11 protein-coding genes are annotated in these 19,350 nt (G+C 48.9%); all 11 read right to left on the bottom strand.

Translation table 11 applies throughout. From position 1 onward, the window contains the following. Positions 1-23: 23 nt before the first annotated feature. The 11 genes from GS398_RS12710 to GS398_RS12660 all read right to left on the bottom strand — a co-directional run bounded on the left by GS398_RS12710 (position 24) and on the right by GS398_RS12660 (position 19,325). Positions 24-911, bottom strand: coding sequence for a UbiA prenyltransferase family protein (locus GS398_RS12710; RefSeq protein ID WP_160907188.1), 888 nt, complete (start codon positions 909-911; stop codon positions 24-26). 18 nt (positions 912-929) lie between these two features. Further along, positions 930-2,288 (bottom strand): flippase, encoded by a 1,359-nt coding sequence (locus GS398_RS12705; RefSeq protein ID WP_160907187.1) that lies wholly within the window; start codon positions 2,286-2,288, stop codon positions 930-932. Between the two features lie 36 nt (positions 2,289-2,324). Beyond that, positions 2,325-3,296 carry a hypothetical protein gene (locus GS398_RS12700; protein ID WP_160907186.1) on the bottom strand — a complete coding sequence of 324 codons (972 nt, stop codon included), beginning with the start codon at positions 3,294-3,296 and terminating at the stop codon, positions 2,325-2,327. Positions 3,297-3,339: 43 nt separating this feature from the next. Beyond that, positions 3,340-4,218, bottom strand: coding sequence for a glycosyltransferase family 8 protein (locus tag GS398_RS12695; RefSeq protein WP_160907185.1), 879 nt, complete (start codon positions 4,216-4,218; stop codon positions 3,340-3,342). 168 nt (positions 4,219-4,386) lie between these two features. Further along, positions 4,387-6,498, bottom strand: a complete 2,112-nt coding sequence (locus GS398_RS12690) for an LruC domain-containing protein (RefSeq protein WP_160907184.1) — start codon at positions 6,496-6,498, stop codon at positions 4,387-4,389. Positions 6,499-6,656: 158 nt separating this feature from the next. After that, positions 6,657-8,813, bottom strand: coding sequence for an OmpA family protein (locus GS398_RS12685; protein WP_202406057.1), 2,157 nt, complete (start codon positions 8,811-8,813; stop codon positions 6,657-6,659). Positions 8,814-8,824: 11 nt separating this feature from the next. Then, on the bottom strand, positions 8,825-9,766 hold the full coding sequence (locus tag GS398_RS12680; RefSeq protein WP_160907183.1) for a PorP/SprF family type IX secretion system membrane protein: 942 nt from the start codon (positions 9,764-9,766) through the stop codon (positions 8,825-8,827). A gap of 2 nt (positions 9,767-9,768) precedes the next feature. Then, positions 9,769-17,061: an Ig-like domain-containing protein gene (locus tag GS398_RS12675; protein ID WP_160907182.1), complete on the bottom strand. Its 7,293-nt coding sequence runs from the start codon at positions 17,059-17,061 to the stop codon at positions 9,769-9,771. Between the two features lie 294 nt (positions 17,062-17,355). Then, entirely contained in the window at positions 17,356-18,186 is an 831-nt protein-coding gene (locus GS398_RS12670; RefSeq protein WP_160907181.1) for a glycosyltransferase family 2 protein, read from the bottom strand. A gap of 116 nt (positions 18,187-18,302) precedes the next feature. Beyond that, positions 18,303-18,908, bottom strand: coding sequence for an HAD family hydrolase (locus tag GS398_RS12665; protein ID WP_160907180.1), 606 nt, complete (start codon positions 18,906-18,908; stop codon positions 18,303-18,305). A gap of 51 nt (positions 18,909-18,959) precedes the next feature. Further along, entirely contained in the window at positions 18,960-19,325 is a 366-nt protein-coding gene (locus GS398_RS12660; protein WP_160907179.1) for a hypothetical protein, read from the bottom strand. Between the last annotated feature and the right edge of the window lie 25 nt (positions 19,326-19,350).

Here is a 19,350-nt window from a genome sequence, read left to right as displayed (position 1 = left end):
TTTTATTTTGTCGTACCACGTTGCTACCTGGAGTGATAATAAAGTATAACGCCCAGGCTGCTCACCCATCCTACGATACTTGCCTGCAGGAAACGGTCCCGGAGTAGTATCATGGTGGGGCTGCCGCTCAGGTTCCATACAAAAGTGATCTGGAGGTACCTGATAATGCCGAGGATCACAAAAAGTGCCGTATAGTAAAGATCCGGGCCTGTTTTCGCCACCACTTCTGGAGACACGGTATACATAATATAACAGATTATTACTACCGAAGCCATGATGGTAATGCCAACGTTCAAAAATTCGAGGTTATAGCCTTCCACGTTCTTCCTGGTTTTATTGCCGGTCTCCAGAAATATCAGCACGTCGTCTCTCCGTTTTGCCAGGGCAAGGAACAAGGCAAGCAGGAACGTCATCAGGATGATCCAATGTGACAGGTCCGTGTCAGTCACCCAGCTGCCAATCAGGATCCTCACAATAAAACCGAGCGATATCATTACCACGTCGGTAATGGCTTTTTGCTTGAATTTTAACGAGTACAGTATATTTTGAACGATATAGTAAGCAATAAAAATGAGTACGTCGGTATTTTTTATTCCCCATACAAAAATGGCGCAACCGGCTGCACAAAAGAAAAGCATAGCGATAATGCCTTCCGTTTTGGTAACGGCGCCACTGGCAAGTGGCCTGCTTTTTTTCTTCGGATGCAGTTTATCCTCCTCGATATCATTGAGGTCGTTAAAAATGTAAATGCTGCTGGCCACCAGCGAAAAGCCAATAAAAGCCAGTATGGCATTAACGAGGATGTGCTGCTGCACGAGTTTTAACCCGAAGAACGCCGGCAGGAAGATGAAAAAATTCTTCGTCCACTGGTGCACTCGAAGCAGCTTTATAAGAGAAGTTATTTTTTTCATAGTAATTCGATATCGGCTTTATAAATTTTCCAGTTCTGCGGGTGGCTGTGTTTTGTCGCGCTTTACAAACTTGTGATACATCTCCGGGTAAAAATGATAGGCATAGATCAATGTATTAAATACGTTTACACGCAACACTTTGCGCAGAATGATCTGGGCGACGATGAACCCGATGAAAATTGCCAGCAGCGTAGCGCAAGGCGCGCCAATTACACCGAACTGCTTAATAAAGAAGTAATTCAACGTAAGGTTTACCAGGGTAAATCCAACCACGTTATAGAACGAGATCGACGTTTTGCCGATCGAATCCATAATCACGCCAAATTGTCTTCCATAAGGGATGAAGAGACTGTAAATAAGTGCTACGTTCAGGATCGGCACGGTGGCGGCATATTTATCGCCTGCGAGGACCTGGATTACGAACTTGTCAAAAACAAAGAGGAAAACGACGGCAGGGACCAGGATCGCGACAATAGTACCAACCGATTTTTCATATAGGTACTTGATGGCTTCCGTACCGCCCGACGCCAATCTCTTCGCGCTTTGCGGAAAAACGATCACCGCGATGGCATTGGTTGGGATATCGATCAGGTTCATTACACTTACGGCGACACGAAACGCGCCCGACTCCTTGGTGGAGAGGATCGCAGCAAGCATCCACTGATCGACCGTACCTGCTAAAAGTGCGCTGAGCGAGGTTCCAAAAGCATACTTCCCATAATGAAAGATGCTTTTTATCCACTTGAGATTAAACCGGAACGAGTAATGCAGGAAAGGACGCACATAATACCAGGCGACAATAACGCTTAGTATCACGCAGGCCATGTGAAGGTAAACCAGCCAATAAAGGTCGATCTTAATCTTGAAAATAAACACCACCGCCAACACCACGAAGAACACGCCCTGCCTGATAAAACTGCTCGCAAAATTGGCGGTGTACTTAAGATTGGCGCGCTCGATACAACAGAACTGGGTAAGCAACCCAGAGATGATGAACGTGATATTGTACACGTAAAACATATACTGCAGCTCAGGCGTCTTCAGCAGCCGTGCGGCAAAACCTGCGAAGCATAAATTCAGTAATACACAAATCACCGTTAAGGTGATGCTTATGGCAAGCGATGCGGAAATGATCTCGGAGTGCTTTTCTTTCTCGCTGGAAGCAATGAACTTGATCAGTGCGCTTTCGATCAACCCGTTCCTGGTGAGCTCGAGAATGGTAACAGCACCCATAAAAATACCCCACGCCCCGTAGTCGAAGGTACTTAACACCCTTACCAGGATAAAGAAGGCTCCTACCGAGAAAAAAACGCTGGTAACGTTTTGCAGGATGTTAATTATCCCGGAACTTAACCAATACTGTTCTTTTAGTTTCATCTGCCTGGTTTACGATACGTTATATAAATTACGCTGCTAATCAAACTGTTGCGTAAGCGGTACAAAAGTACGTTCTATGTGGCCGATCACTTCCTCATCATTCCTGGCGAGCAGGATCCGGGCACCCGATAGCATCGGGAACACCGTGTCAAAATCCCCGAAGAAATGCTCCCCGCCTTGTTTTGAAAGAAGCAGGTTTATTCCCCCGAAATAACTGGCAAGTGTTCCTGTGCCGCCATGCGTAGAAATAAAATGATCGCAATTGGCATATACCATCAATTGCAGGTGATTGAAACTAGTGGCATTCGCTTTATTCTCTTTATATAAATCATCGAGCAGGATCACCTCGGGGTGTTCCTGCGCAAGCCAGTCGAACTCTTCGAGGCTAAAGATATCGCTGTTGTCATTTGTAATATTAGCGGCCTGCGGACGGTTGTAGATAATGGTAAAGTGGTCCTTCAATTTACCGATCATGTAATCGAGCAATTGTATGCTGAAGAAGCTCACCGGCTGTCCGTCCCATTCCATATTGTAACGATTGGCAATAATGAGGATAGGCTTTTCATATACGTAAATGTCGTTCTTATAGGTTTCTTTCAGCGGTACCCGTTCCCATTTGCCAATATCGTAGTTTTGACTATGCAGGATACGCGGCATCTCAAAGTTGTAATTACCCTCGTTCGAACGGACCGTAAACTTCTCCCGGTGATCCGGGGAAAAAAAATAGATCTCTTTGGTGTAGTTGGACGACGTGGTACTTTTTAATGTACCGTTTTTATAATGCCAATAGGCGAACGGAAGCACAAAGATCAACTCCTGGCCAAATTCTCCCTGCGTTTCTATTTCCTTGTAAGGTTTTTTGATAATATAGTCCTTAATAATATACCTCAGCTGGTTAAGCTGACAATAGTAAGTATCCCTGTAGAAATACCTGTATATAACCGGCACATTTGCATGACGGATCTTGGTGTATAAACCGAGGCACTTAAGTATAAATTTATTAGGCATAGATCAGTGTAAACATAAGATCCGACATCGCATCCGAAAATGGTTATTTAAATTTCTTTGAAAGCTTGTTATACATTTTCTTGAGGTATCTCGAAAACTCGCCTATCGGTTTATCATTCTTCCAGTTCGTTAAACCCAGGTACCGGTAAAATTGCGCCTGGTAATCCTTGTTATATTTATACGATTTATAGATCGGTTTAACGCCGATAAAATGAATGATGAACGGATCAGGGTCTTCGGAATTTGCATAACAATTCCACCGGTGATCGATTTCCTTCCACTGGTCTGCGAATACAACATTCAAGCCATATTGATCAGGGAAGGTAACAGACGGTAAATTTTCGTTGACCGCGCGGATCACCTTTGCCGTAATATCCTGTTCGCGCCATTGAACCGGGTCCATCAGCAACATACCGCTATTGAAGTATTTGGTCTGCTCATCAAGGCCGAGTTCTTTATAATTCCGGATTCCCCCCCAGGGATTGCTCACTACCTGGGCCCTGTCCGGCACCCCTCCAATTACTTTGCCTTCGAGGTCGATCGTCCAAAGTTCTGAAACATCCTTAACCACGATCATATCCACATCGAGGTACAGCACTTTCGTAATATCTGAAGGTATAAACCACGGAATGAACAACCTCACATAGATATTTAGCGGAAATGTTGAGTCATCCATCGGCAAATCACTCGCTGATGCAATCACGTCCGACATCTTCATCCACGTCACAGAAACCATTTCCCTGTTAATGGAACCAGCCAGCTTTGCTTTATTCTCTTTGCTGATCTTGTCTTCGATCACATACAGGTCGATAGGTTCACCAGAATGGTGATTAGCCTGCAGCGAAACGATAAGCGCCGCTAAAAAACGAACATATTGATTGTCACAAACCGTTACGATAGTTATCCGGCCAATTTCTTCCATAGGGATATTACTGAAACAAAACTGCGGCATACCTGCCCTCATTACCCCATTCCACTGCAATATGGGCATTTATTTACACATTTCTCAACGCGGGCAATTTTTGAATATAAAAAACGAAAGGCCATCATTTTTTACGTGATAGCCTTTGTTAAGAACGTGATTATTATATTACTTGGTGTACAGGAACTGCGTTTCGCGGTAGCCTGAACCGGTATTACTCCACCAATCCTCAAACAGCGCACCTGAAGATGCCGCCCAATCGAGGAAGTGAAGGTAACCCGTCTGGATCGCGCTTCTTTCAGTCATGTAAGTAAAAGATCCTGCGATGTGAATAGCCCATGGCCATTTCCCTGACGACAGGTAATAAGTTGATGGCGTTCCTTGTACGGAAGCGTCGTCTGCTGTGCCCAAAAGCCCAAGGTTAGCCTTAGAAGTTGGCAAATGACCTGGTAAATGAACTTCCGCTCCCCGCTGCATGTTGCTGATGAGGAAAGGATTGAACGGTCCGTCGCCGATGGTTGCACGTGAAACCGGGGAAGTAAAGGTCATTAATACGGTAACCTGGTCGCCTTCCACTTTAGGCTGGCTCATCTCGGTGTTGATCACCTGGCCGGCGCCCGCGTTGCCGATCACCGCGTTCTGGTTATCGAAAGGAATAATAGTTGCATTTACTTGCCCTGCCTCGAGACCATTTCCGGCATAAGTAATATAACCGCTTACCGACCGCTGACCCGTTACACTGGCCACGAGACTTGAAGCAAATGGGAATTCAACACCGAAGCCGTTTTTGAAATTTGCACCCGCTGCAAGAGTTTTGTACTCGCATTTCAGGTCAACGACCTGGTTAGCTGCATTCTTCACATACGTGTAACGGTATTGGATCACTACGTCGTTCAGGTCATAATCGCCTTTTAAAGGCCACTGATCTTCGAACAACAAAGTATTCCAATACATGGTCTCATTGTATGCGCGGTTTGGATCTCCAGGGTATTCGTCGGCCGGCACGGGAATTCCGTCACCATCGTCGTCACCGCCTTTATCTACGTCTTCTACGTGGTCAGGATCGATGCTGTTCAGCGGGTTAGAGGTTGCGTAAAACACGAGGTCGTTAAAGTCGTTATCACAGCCGTTGTTGAGCGAACCGTTAGCGAACTGGCGCTGAATATCTTCGAAACCAACCAGGAACAGGTTGTGAACATTATCATTCAGCAGTACAGAATGCCTTTTGAAATAATCAGGCGCTGATGTTCCTACTTCTGGGTTCAGTGCATTGTGAGTAAAGAAGTTCAGCCTGCTGGTTTCAACGCCCCAATATTCACCGAAGCTCACCCATGCATCCTGGATCAGTACAAAAGCAATAGATGTACCGGCATTGAAGGTACCTAACTTTATCTTGTCGCCAGGAAACAATTCCCCTTTAGAGTCGTGTGCCGAAGCATTCGGGAAAACCATAGTGACCGTACCGATGTCGTCTTTTGTTTGCGGCGGGTTGTTTGTCGGATACGTATAGTAGCCCAGGGAATTCTGGTAGCTGGCGCCTTCGGAAACGAAAGTCACCCAGATATCTGCGGCCTGCGTAACCCTCAGCACCGAGATCGCCTGGTCAGCCAGGTAAGAAGCGTGATGAGTAGCTACGGCTACCTGCTCCGGAAGCGAGGCATCGATATAATTTAACAGTGATTGCGGAATCGGGTCAGCCTGCGGTAACATGAATTTTGGAACCCCCATGTATTGGCGATAATTGCCATCGGTCCTGACCGCATCCTGCGAATTGGTGTAAGGTGCAGGGTATACATAATTGGGATCCGCCAGGAATTTCGACCCGGTAGAACGTTTCTTAACGCCAACCGGTTCCGGGATCACGTTGCTGCTTGCACCGTTCACACCGCCAAGCGTAGCCGTTAAGGTGCTGCCGGAGATCAGTACTTTTGCGTTGTTGATCAGGCCAGGGTAATTAGGCGTGATCATCAGCGTATCCAGGTATGACGGGACGGTCATCGACCCCTTGATATACCCGTTGGCATCAGAAGCCGCTTTAAACAGCACACCATCCTTCTCGGTAGTTCCCGGCTTAAGCACGCTTACCACGACGCCCTTCATAGGCGCATTGGTGTTCGTGAGCAGTCGAAGATTTAATTCAACGCTTTTTGTAGTGGAGAAATTAAATCCGTTTGCTATCGTTTTAGCGGTAGGATCAACCACTTCGTCAGTTGCTTCTTTGCTACAAGAAACGACCGCCAAAGTTGCGATCAGGAGAGTCCAGAGTATCGGCTGTTTCATATACTGAATAATATAGCGCGTATAAAGCTAATATTGTTCCAAAAAACCGGAAAGCCCCCTGGATCTTCCAGGCAGCTTTCCGATCAAAATCTCTTAAAAATACGGGGAATAATTTCCTTACCGGTGGGGAATTTTATCTATAGTGAAATTCCACAGTTTTAGGGATTTCCACAATTCAGCTGGCTCAGGTTAACACCGTTCACAATGATGTCGAACTCTGTCCTGCGGTTCAGTTGCTGCTCTTCTTCGGAGCATGGAACACCGTCAAAACAACGGTTAGTCAAACGGCTTTTTCCATAGTACTCTACGCGGATGCGTTTGCCGTCAATTCCCCGGTACATCAGGTAGGTCCTGGCTGCATTTCCGCGCATTAATGACAGGCGTTTATTGTATTGGTCGGACGCGCGGCTATCGGTATGGCTTGCCGTTACGATCTCTATTTCGGGGTGCTCACGCATCAGCATAACGAGGTGATCGAGCGCAGGGTAAGCATCGGGCCTGATGTATGATTTATCCAGGTCATAATAAATATTCTGTACTGCGAACACGCGTTTCAGTGAATCGCATTTATTGAGTACGAACTGCTGTCCGAGCTCGGCCCTGCCTAGCTTAAGCGGTTCATTCAGCGTGGTATCCTTATCGATGCCCGCTGTGGTGAAAAAGTTATTGCTGGTTACGTACCCTGGTTTCTGTGCGACGATCTCGTAATCGGTTTCCTTCGCCAGGTCTTTCTGGAAAGCACCGGCACGGTTGGTTACCAGGGTATCTATTCCGCCGAAATGGCGAAGTAAAACCTGCGCACCCGCAATCGGAAGCCTTGTCCTGGTATCGGTTACCACCCCTTTAAGGGCCACACGATAACTGCTTTGCTCGAACTTGTAAATATCGTCGTTGCCACCGCGATTAGAGCTAAAGTAGCCGCTGCGTTCGTCATCTGCTTTGATAAATCCAAAATCGTCGCCTGAAGAGTTAAGCGGCGCACCCAGGTTATGAGGGACGCCTGTCGGGCGCATATCTTTCAGTGTCACCTCGAAAATATCGAGCCCTCCCAGGCCTGCGTAGCCTGTTGAAGAGAAATAAAGCTTGCCATTTTTATCAAAATAGGGGAATTGCTCGTTTCCCTCGGTATTGATCCGTGCGCCGAGGTTAACCGGTTTGCTCCATTGTCGTTCGGCGCTGGTCCTAACGCTATAGTAAAGGTCCGTACCACCGTAACCACCGGGCATATCTGAAACAAACACCAGGATGGAGCCGTCTTTGGTGACTGCCGGATGTCCCACCGAGTACTCGTTGTCATTGTAAGGGAAAGACTGAATATGGTTCCAATTCGGACCTGTCGCCGTAAAGAGCTTCAGCTTGTTGATGCCTCCTTTTTTACTTTTGCTGGCTTTACCTTTATAGTAATTGTTACGGGTAAACATGAGCGAGCCTTCCGGGAGCAATACCGACGGCCCCTCGTGGAACCGGGAATTGATCTTTTTCCTGAGCTTGACAGCTTTCACTTCCGCCGCCAGGCGCTCTCCTGCAAGATCAACCAGCACCCTTGTGCTGTATTGTCCAAGCGTCTTGCTGTCATTGCTTGCTTCCTCGGTATCGTCATCATTGATCTTGTAGGCATTTCCTTCGCGCTGGCGCTCGATGTCTTCCATATCGGTTTTGCTTACTTCGCCGATGCGTTTAAGGTCATCGATGAGGTAAAGATCTGTAAAGGGCGTTTGATCCCATCCGAATACATCTTTCGAGACCTTCCCGATCCTTCGGTTGCTGCTAAACACCAGTCCCTTTTTATAGAACATGGGCGAATATTCCGCGCCCGCCGTGTTAATGTTGGTGTAGGATACCTTCCAATCTCCCTTGTCTTCTGATAATCCCGAGATCCCCGTGCCCAGCTTTACAAAGTTGCCGGCGCGTCTGTCGCCGGGAGCGGCAACCATGAATTTACGGTACCATTGTTCAGATTGCTCGTATTGCTCCTTATTTGCCAGCGCTTCGGCGTAATAGAGGATCCACTCGGGTTTAGCGTCCTTCTGTTTATTCAGCCTTTTGTACCAGAACAATGCCTGGTCGTAATCCTTGATCTTGCGGTAGCTGTCTGCCATCATTTCCTGTGCGGCTACGTTGTCAGAATCTACCCTTAATACTTCGTCCAGCTGCTTGATGGCGGCCACGTAGTGAAGGAGACGGTATTCGTCCTGCGCCTTCTTTAAAATGGGCGGCGTTTTTTTTGTTTTAGGCTGCGCGCTGCCGATACTTACACACAGCGAAACGATGAGTAACGTAAGGAAAGCGGCTTTAATAGTATGTCTGCGTTGCATAATTCGATAAATCAAAAGTACCTCGGTGATAATACTTTATCGGGCTGGAAACCAAACTCGTAGCGAAGCATGACCTCGTGGCTTCCGGACCCATAACTTCTCAGGCTGGTAAGACTACGGTCATAAGAGTAGCCCACCCTGATCTGCGGGGTCGCCTGTAACTCTACCATGGCGGAAATGTCTGCGCTGGTCCTGTATTGTGCTCCTACAGCGATGAAATCTTTGAACCAGATGGTGCCGTTGATATCAGCCTCCAAGGGCGCTCCTTCAACCCCTTTGAACAGGAACGATGGTTTGAGCTTAAAGCTATCGCCCACCGGCAAAACCACGCCCGATGCCACGAACAGGTGCAGTGCCTGCCTGGAAAGTTCGCCGCCGGCGGATACGCTCTGGCTGGTGAGCTTATTGCGCAGCAGCTCAGGTACCGAAATACCCAGGTAGAACTTGTCGGAATTGAAATAAACACCGGCGCCAGCGTTAAACAGCACTTTATTGATATCCTCGCTAAAAGCCGGATCGGGAATGGGCGAACCGCCCGGCGAAAGCTCTACCTGCGAATAGGCCGCCCTGTACTGTGTTACGCTTCCCTGCATGCCAAAAGAGAGTGTCGCTTTATCGAGCCTGATGCGGTAAGCACCGCTAACCACGCCCCCGGTTGTTTTGGTAATGCCGAGCTGGTCATTAAAGATCTGGATCCCTGCGCCGATGCGTTTGCGGTAAAATGGTGCATCCATGGTAAAAGAACCGGTTTGCGGGGCACCTTTTATACCCGTCCACTGGGTTCTGTAGAGTGCTGTCGCCGAAAGGACGTTCCTGCTTCCCGCATAGGCCGGGTTAACCGCCAATGCATTAAACATATATTGCGAATACATGGCCGCCTGCTGTGCACGAACATTGCCGGCAGACAGACCCATCCCCACTACGAGTAAACTGTATACAAAAAGCCTTTTCATTTTTACCTGTTGATAGTTATAAATCCGACGTATTTGTCTGTACCCACAATAATTATATAATAATAAGTTCCGGCAGGTACGGTATCGCCCAGGTGGATACCCTGGGTTACCTGGCCTTCCCAATCATTCTTGTAATCTTTGGACTTATACACCAGGTTATTCCACCTGTTATAGAACTCAACGCTGATCTTTTTATCTAATGCGTTCTGGATCACGAACTTATCGTTAATACCGTCGTTGTTTGGAGAAAAACCTCCCGGGATAAACAGCGGGTTGATCTTCAGGTCTACCGGTGTGGTAGCCGATGGGCTTACGTCGCCGGCAATTACCGGATCGGGCCTTAAACCGTCTGTTGACTGATCCGTTACCCTGGTGCCCGCATCATTGGTAGCCTCTACGTAAGAAGTGTTCTGGAATACACCCGCACGCGATACCAGTTTAACATTGATGAAAAGCTCTACCTGCTCCTCTCCCATCGCACTGATGGTGCTCGACGCCGGAACCAGCAGGTCTGTGCTCGACAAACCGTTAAAGCCGGTATTCACCACAAGGCTTCCCTGGTGCGATACCCTGGTTACCTTCACTTCTGTTCCAGTGAAGATCGCGGCGAGATCATCCTTCAGCGAAACGTTGCGAAGAACGAAAGGTGAATAATTCACTATTGTGAAAAGATACCTGATATCATAAGTTCCGTTCAAGCCTGCTTTTACCTCCAGCAGCTTTTTGGCAACACCGATCTTCGGACTGGCGATGTTGATATTCACCGTACCTGGTCTCGACTCCAGTCCCTTATCGTCTTTTACCGTGTAGGTAAAGCTATCCGGACCGCCGTAGTTAGGGAACGGTGTATAAGTGATCTCGCCCGTAACCGGATCCACCGAGATGGTACCATGCTGCGGCGGCGTAGTGATCACCACCGTTTTGGGATCGATAGGACCATCACCGCGGTCGTTACCGATCACGTTGATCTTCACCGGCGGGCCGGTAACTGTAGTGATCACGTCAGGTGTTGCTACCGGCAGGTTCCTTACTTCCAGCGTTACGGGGATCGGATCAGATTCTACACCATCCGGGGTAAGCAGGCTGTAGGTAAAGGTATCAGGGCCTACATAACTTGCTGCCGGGGTATACGAAACTGTTCCATCGGGGTTTACGGTTACCGTACCGTGAAGCGGATCCGTTTTTTTAACGATGGATGTCCCGTTTTTGCCCGGGTCATTGTCTTTGATCTTTACCACCGCTGGTGTTCCGGATGCGGTGATGGCCGCATCAGCAGTTCCTGTAGGCTTAACATTAACGGTAACGGTGATCGGGTCCGACTCAATTCCGTCAAGTGTCCTGATGGAATACGTGAACGTATCCTTTCCGTAGTAGCCTGAAGCGGGCGTGTAAGAGGCCACAGATCCGTCGGCATTAAGCACAGCGGTACCATGTAAAGGATCCGTTTTCTTCAACCCGGTGGTGAGCGCCTTGCTCGCATCATTATCCTTGATAGGAATTGTCACCGCGGTACCCATCGGTGTGGCTGCCAGGTCTGCCGATCCCACCGGTTTCACGGTGATTGATACGATGATCGGTTCAGATTGCAGCAAGTTATCGTTGTTCTTCAGGATGTACCTGAATTCGTCGGTACCGGCGTAGTTAAGCGTAGGAGTGTAGGTGACCGTACCATCTGCCAGCACGGTGATGACACCATGCGAAGGATCGGTTTGCCTGATCACGGTAGTACCTGTTTTGCTTACGTCGTTGTCTTTTACAGCAAGTATCGACGAGCCGTTCAGCGGAACGGTATACGCGTCATTTGTTCCGGCCGGGATGAGGCCGATATTAACGGTGACGGGCAACGATTCTACATTATCACCATCCACGAGCGCATAAGTGAAGGTATCAGGACCAACATAACCGGGTGTCGGCGTATACGTAATTGTCCCGTCGGGATTTACCACGATGCTGCCATGTACCGGCGGAGTTTTAGGGATTACGGCCGTATTATTTTTACCCGGGTCATTGGCTTTTACGTTGATGGTTACCGGTACGCCAATGGCGCCGCTTGAATTGTCGGTCACTCCTGTCGGCCTTACACTCACTACCGCGGTGATCGGGTCCGATTCAATCCCGTCAACTGTTCTAAGGGTGTAAGTGAACGTGTCTTTTCCGTGGAAATCGGTATCGGGCGTATAGGTAACCGTTCCATCGGAATTTAACTTGGCGATGCCGTGTCCTGGTAATGTGCCCAGTATTACGGAGGTAACTGCCTTGCTGGCATCGTTGTCTTTCACCAATACGGCAACAGCAACGTTCATCGGCGTTTCGGCTGCATCGTTGGTGCCCGAAGGTTTCACACCGATAATTACGCTCACCGGATCTGATTTTACCAGGTCGGCATCAATCAGGCTATAGGTAAACGAATCTGACCCGGTATAAGTTGGATCGGGAGTATAAGTAAATACCTGTGTTGCCGGGTTGTAATCAACCGTACCGTGCGCCGGGTTGGTTTCTTTAACCGGTGTACTGCCTGTTTTCCCGGGGTCATTATCCTTAACGGCGATCACCGCCGGCACACCGCCCGCAGTGGTTTTAACGTCGGCAACTGCAACCGGTTTAACGCTCACGTCTACCGTGATCGGAAGCGACTCAACCAGGTCGGCTGTTTTCAGCAGGTAAGTAAAGCTGTCTTTTCCGTGGAAATCGGTAGCCGGAGTGTAACTCGCCACGCCTGCCGCATTCACGTCTACCGTGCCGTGTGCAGGCAGGTTTTGCAGTATAACAATGGTTCCTGTTTTACTCGCGTCATTGTCTTTAACCATGATCGGGACGGCCGTATTCATGGGTGTCGAAGCAACGTCGTTGGTTCCCAGCGGACGTACGGTGATCGCCACCGTAATCGCGTCCGACAGCAGGTTATCAGCTATATTCTTTAAAATGTAGGTGAAATTATCCAGGCCTGCATAGTTGGTGAACGGCGCATACCTGATCGTTCCGTCATCATTTAAGGTAATGGTGCCATGTAAAGGATCAGCGCCTTTTAACAAGGTTGTTCCCGTTTTATTGATGTCGTTATCCTTAACCGGCAGGTTGGTGATGCTGTTTACAGCAACGGTATAAGCATCATTCGATCCACCCGGCCTGACGCTCACGGTAACGGTGATCGGGTCTGATTCCACACCGTCGGGGTCGACAAGGATGTAAGTAAAGACATCCGGACCGGTATAGCCGGGCGACGGCGTGTAGTCCACCGAAGTACCGTCGGGGTTTACAGTAACTGTACCGTGGGTAGGCTCAGATTTTTTTACGATCGTAGTATTGGTTTTGCCGGGATCGTTAAGCTTTACCTTAACATTTGCAGGCGTTCCAACGGTGGTGGCAGCATTATCAGGCAAACCGGTGGGCTTCACGGTTACGTTGACGGTAATCACGTCAGATTCCACAAGGTCCACCGTTTGCAGGCTATAGGTAAAGGAATCCTTGCCATGAAAATCCGCAACCGGCGTATAAGTAACTGTTCCGTCCGCTGCAGGGGCCGACGCGGTACCATGCGCCGGTTCACTTTTCTTAATAACCGTGGTTACCGCCTTGCTGGCGTCGTTGTCTTTTACCAGGATCGGGACGGCCGTATTCATAGGCGTGGTAACGGCGTCGTTGGTTCCGGACGGTTTTACGTTGATGGTAAGAATTACCGGGTTCGATTTAAGCCCTTCGCTGTTTAATAAAGTATAGGTAATAAAATCCTGCCCGGTAAAGGCCGCATTTGGCGTATACGTAATGGTTTGATCCGGGTTAAGCGAGATTATACCATGTACCGGAAGCGTTTCTACCACTACGGTAGTTCCTGTTTTCGCGGGGTCATTGTCCTTGATATTGGCAACTACCGGCAGTCCTACAGAAGTAGATTTCACATCGCCTGCGGCGGAAGGTCTTACACTCACATCTACGCTGATCGGTAACGACTCTACGCCGCCCACCGTAGTTTTTAACGCGTAGGTAAACGGATCTTTTCCGTGGAAACCGGTGTTTGGCGTATACGTAAGCGTTCCGTCGGGATTAACTACCACTTGCCCGTTTACAGGTGGGGTAACCACGATGGGGTTAGTACCGGTTTTGCTCACGTCGTTATTCTTCACCGGAACGGAAACCGCTGTATTCATAAAGGTTTCGCCTGCATCCGCCGTACCCAAAGGCCTGATGTTAATGTTTACAGTAATGTCTTCGGACTGCAGGTTATCACTTGTCCGCAAAGCATATTTGAACAGGTCAGTGCCTGAGTAATTATTTTCAGGCGTATAAACCATCGTTCCGTCTGTATTATTGGCGGTAACCGTACCGTGAAGCGCCTCCGCCTGTTTGATCAGGGTAGTTCCTACTTTACTTACGTCGTTATCTTTTACAGTCAGTTGGTTAGTGCTGTTCAGTGCTACCGTATAAGTATCGTTGGTACCGGCGGGATTAACACCGATGGTTACGGTGGTCGGGTCAGACTCCAGGCCGCCTCCATCTCTCAGGATGTATTTAAAGGTATCAGGCCCGTAATAATTAAGGCTCGGTGTGTATCTCAACGTTCCGTCAGGGTTTACCGCCGCCGTGCCATGGAGTGGTACTACAGTTACGATGGCGTTGGCTCCTGCTGCGCTGGCGTCGTTCACTTTCACATCCACGTCAACCGGGACATTCAGGTTGGTAAGCCTGGTATCCGGGGTGGTGATCAGCCTTGGCAAAATGGTCATCGTTACAGTGATCGGGGCCGATTCGAGACCGCCCGAAGCACCTTTCAACGCGTAGGTAAACACATCGGTACCCTGGTAACCGCTGGCCGGGGTATACACGATCTGGTCGCCGTTTACCACCGCGGTAGCGCCGGCAACACCGGGATTGGTTTTAATCACTAGCGTAGTGTTGTCTTTGCTTATGTCGTTAAGCTTCACAGCCAGTGAAGTCGCGGTGTTCAGGTTCGTGGTATAAGTATCGTTAGACCCTACCGGTCTTACCTGCACATCTACCGTAATCAGGTCAGACTCATAGCCATTTGCATCACGAAGAAAGTATTTAAACTGGTCGGGCCCGTTATAATCCGTGGCAGGTGTATAGCTCACCGAATTCGAGTTTACGACCAGGCTTCCATGCGAGGCGGTCCCTGAAAGTACGATCGTGCTTCCCACCCTTCCAGGGTCGTTATCCAGCACAGGGATCAGCAGGGGAACATTGGTAGATGTAGTCCCAAGGTCGTTCACGCCCGTGGGGCGCACTACGATCTGCACATTGATCGGCGTAGACTGCAGCCCCGAGGCGTTTTCCAGGGCATAGGTAAAGAAGTCGAGCCCATGGAAATTGGTATTCGGGGTATAAGTGGTAGTACCAAAAGCGGTTAACGTAGAAATTGCACCGTTCACCGGGTTGGTAAGCTTAACAGCCGTCGTTCCTACGCTGCTCGGATCGTTCGTTTTAACGTTGATAGGCAACGGCTGATTCGTGGTGGTGGTATACGAGTCATCGGCCCCTGTCGGGCGCGTACTTACCGTGATGTTCACCTGTGCGCTGTTAGAAGTCGCACCGCTATTGTCTTTTACCGTATACTGGAAGTTATCCGTACCCGTAAAACCGATATTGGGACGATAAGTTACTTTCCCGTTAACCCCGTCTACCAATACAATAGTACCGTTAGTGGGTTGTACCGTGACCACGACCGTAGTTTTATTGATCGTTCCGTCAGGGTCCGTATCGTTGGAGGTGACGTCCATGATCAGGTCCGTATTCAACGCAGCCGGGTAGGTGTCATTTACCGCAGTGGGTATGGCGTTCACCTGCAGGTTCATATCATCGGGTGTTCCGCAGGTTCCGGGAGAGAATAAGCTCCACCTGAACACATAATTTCCAAACGAAAGATTCGATACGGTAGTGTTAGGACTGGTGGGATTGGCAATCACAGGATCAGGAGCGCCTGCAGGCTTAGACACGAAGGTCCAGACGCCGGTTGTATTTAAAGGAAGAGGGCTGGCGTTCAATGTCGCACTGGCGCCCGTGGTCTGCGAGTTTACGATCTGGTCGGGACCTGCTCCATTGTTATTTGAAGGGCCTGCAGGCGCGTCATTAAGCGTAATGGTCGCGGTAGTAGAAACGGCGTTATAGGTATCCCTAAAGGTGTAAGTTGCCTGTACCGGTCCGGTTACGCTGCTATTAAGCGGCGTGAAAGTCACATTACCGGATGCATCGGCCACGGTAAAAGTACCCTTCCCGGGAACCGTATAGGTAGTTTGCGTACCTGCCAGCGAAGGGTTCAGGTCAATCGTATTGGTATTGATCGAACCGTTCTGGTTTACGCTGCCATTGTCATTACTTAACGGGTTAAAAGTGAACGGGGTGCTCAGGCAGGGTGCATATGTATCGTTCGAGGCAGTGGGGCTTGCAAGTATCCCATCGTTAAACACCTTTAGCGAAACGCTCCTGATCTCGTGGAAGTTGGTTTGGTTACCGGTGGACGACGCCAGGCCGTATCTCAACATCGCAGGCGGTGGCTCATTATAGGGCTCATCAGTAATAACCGGGTAAGTAACGGTAGGCGTACCGCCCACTACGATCCTCACCGACACCTTATAACCCGGACCGTTGGGTGCAAGGTCAATCTCCACCCGCCGGTAATTCGGATCTGATTCTTCGGTAGCCGGCGCTACGCCGTCCGACAAACGAAAGCCAAAGTCTTCGAACGCGCGCACGGTCTTTATGAAGGAGTAATTGGTCGGAACAAAGGCTGCGCCATCACCCTTACCACGGATCGTGATCGAGCCCGGGTGAAAACCGGTACCTAACTGCCTGCCTTCGGTAGGGTTAGAAAAGTTCCCGAACTCGTCGAGGCCCACCCCGATATATCCTTTGCTCACCCCGGGAGACGCCGGTGTGGTGGTATTGATCTGTGCATATCCCAATGATCCGCCGAATCCCCCGATCTGGAAAGCGCTGGTCGGTACGGAAGCGTCAAAAAGGAAGAAGGAAATACCGTCGGCGCCGCTGCCGCCATAAACAAAATATTCATACTTTACTTTCAAACCGAATGCCGAAGGAAATGAGGCGTCACTGATAATATAACCTTTCTGGCTTTGGCTATTATTGGTTAACCGGAGAAACCCCTGGCCTTCTGGATGTATTCCCGCCGCTGCCGTCAGAAATGCCGCCGGAGCCCCGCCAAAAGTGATTCCTTGCGCAGTTGAGTTTTTAAAAGTCTCTTCGTAGGGAAACTGTGCATAAGCTTTCCCCGTGAACAGGGTAATCGCTAAAAGTAAAGCGCAATAACGTAAGTATGTTATCATAGGTATCTTATAATATGATTGACTTTATGCAAACATCTGTAGTGACTAACTCATCCATAACCGCACACGCTCGCTGTGAACGGATTATTCGTTTAAGCTTAACAATTTAGATGCCTCAAAGTATGATTCTAAAAAACAGGCGGTTTTGTTACGATAATCATAATTCTCTCCCCTGTTTTTTAATCATTAGATCAATATTTTTCACAATCTGACTGGTAAATCGTAAGTAAAAATACTAAAATAGCGTTAAGAACACCCACTTACACCTCAAATTGGGTATTAAATTCCACATTTCTATGAGCTTCCTACGGTAGCTTCCAAGCCAAGCATTCGTTTCATTCTCTTCGCGGTACCTTTCCACAGTCCGCCATCCATCTGGATACGACGGTCGGTGGTCCAAACCAGCGCACGCGTAGCAGATACCTGGTAAAGCTTTCCAAACTTCTCCCGGAGTTTGGTGGCCAGCCACCCGTCTTCGTTAGTGGCAGGCGGATGGTTAAACCCGTCGACCTCAATCCCCTGCACCCGCCTGAACCCCGAATTAAACCCATACATGTTCACCGCTTCATCTTTGAAACGCCGGTTCAGCATCCGCATAAAATCGGCGGCATACTCGTAAAAAAACAGTACGGTCCTTCCGGTACTTCCCACCGGGATAAAGGAAAACTTACCGTATACCGCAGCCACTTTTTCGTCGCTGGCCAGCGGCGATACCATCTCTTCTACCCAGCAATCCGGGTAAAGCGAGTCGGCATCTGCATTGAGGATATATTTTCCGCTTGCATAGGCAAGCCCGGCATTACGCGCAGGGGTGATGCCCTGCGTGGTCTCCAGGATACAGGTTACGCCGCATTTCTCTACAAGCGCATGGGTGCTGTCTTTCGAGTTATTATTAACCACAATGATCTCTACCGAACGCGAAGTCACATTGTTACTTAAGGAAAGCAAGGTTTTTACGATACTGGCTTCCTCGTTATAGGCAGGGATTACGATCGACACGTCAGGCACGCCATCGCCTTTGCGCAGCCTGCCATACGCGGAGCGGACCGACTCAAAGACCGCGTCTGTTAATGTTTCCGTATTCCAGTAGGAAAGAATGTAAGGTGGGATGGACAGCGGCCGCATAATAATCCTATATTAAAATGTAATTATAGGCACTTCTGGTAAGAACTCAAGCATATACTTCTTCACATGTCATCGGGGATGTGTATAAACTACCCGTCATGTCAGCGAAACCTGGTCTAAAGTATTTTCATCTCCTCCAGCTCGCTGCGAAGCAGGCGGGCATCGGTAAAGTGAATACTGCGGATTCCCAACTGCTCCGCGGCATGGGTATTCCGGGCATTGTCGTCTATAAACAGCACATCTCCTGCCTCCAGGGAAAAGCGGTCCAGCAGCAGCCGGTAAAACTCCGGAGCGGGTTTACGCATTTTTTCCACTCCCGATACTACGATCCCGTCAAACCAACCAAGGAAATCATATGTACGCTCCGCGACTGGAAAGGTCTCCGCCGACCAGTTGGTCAGTGCATACAGCCTAAATTTCCCGCTTGCCTTAAGCTCTTCCAATATCTTTACGGTTCCCGGGATGGGGCCGCCCAGCATTTCCTCCCAGCGATCATAAAACGCACGGATCGCGGTTTTTTTTTCGGGATACCTGGCAAGCAGCAGGTCGGTCCCTTCTTTCAGCGAACGCCCGGCATCCTGCTCCTCGTTCCATTCAGAAGTACAGATGGAACGAAGGAATTCCCTCATTTCACTTTCATCAGGGTAAATCTTCTGGTAAAGATATTCTGGTTTCCAGTCTATCAATACGGCTCCCAGATCGAATATTACGGCTTTTATCATGCACAAAAGTACAAAAGCGCGGCGAGGCGGCTTGCTTAATGATATCGAAAATTAACCGGGCCGGTATGTTTCTACGGGTTCCGCCAGCAGCAGCACCTCCCGGTCATTCACTTGCCTGAACCCGTATTCATAACAAAAGAAACAGGGTTGCCCGTTCTGCAGGTCACAAATATGTGTGTAATAACCTGGCTCAAATCCGCGCTGTAAAAGCTCGCTTCTGTGCACCAGCCGGTCCGTTTCCCCTCGTAACGATTCCAGCACGATCCTGTTCTTCTTTAAATGGGCGTCTACCCTCCGCACGAAATTGGTAATGGTCTTATTCTTCCTGTTGTTGAAAGCGTTACGGCAGTGTTCATCGCAAAATTTCTTATCGGCTCTGCCTTTTAATAAGGTGCCGCATTCATGGCAATACATCATATAGCTATTTATAAATGATTGGTAA

Origin of the sequence: Hufsiella ginkgonis (genome assembly GCF_009834915.1) — a bacterium.
GTDB lineage: Bacteria > Bacteroidota > Bacteroidia > Sphingobacteriales > Sphingobacteriaceae > Hufsiella > Hufsiella ginkgonis.
The sequence above is the reverse complement of the archived record's forward strand: the minus strand, read 5'-3'. Positions and strand labels throughout refer to the sequence as shown.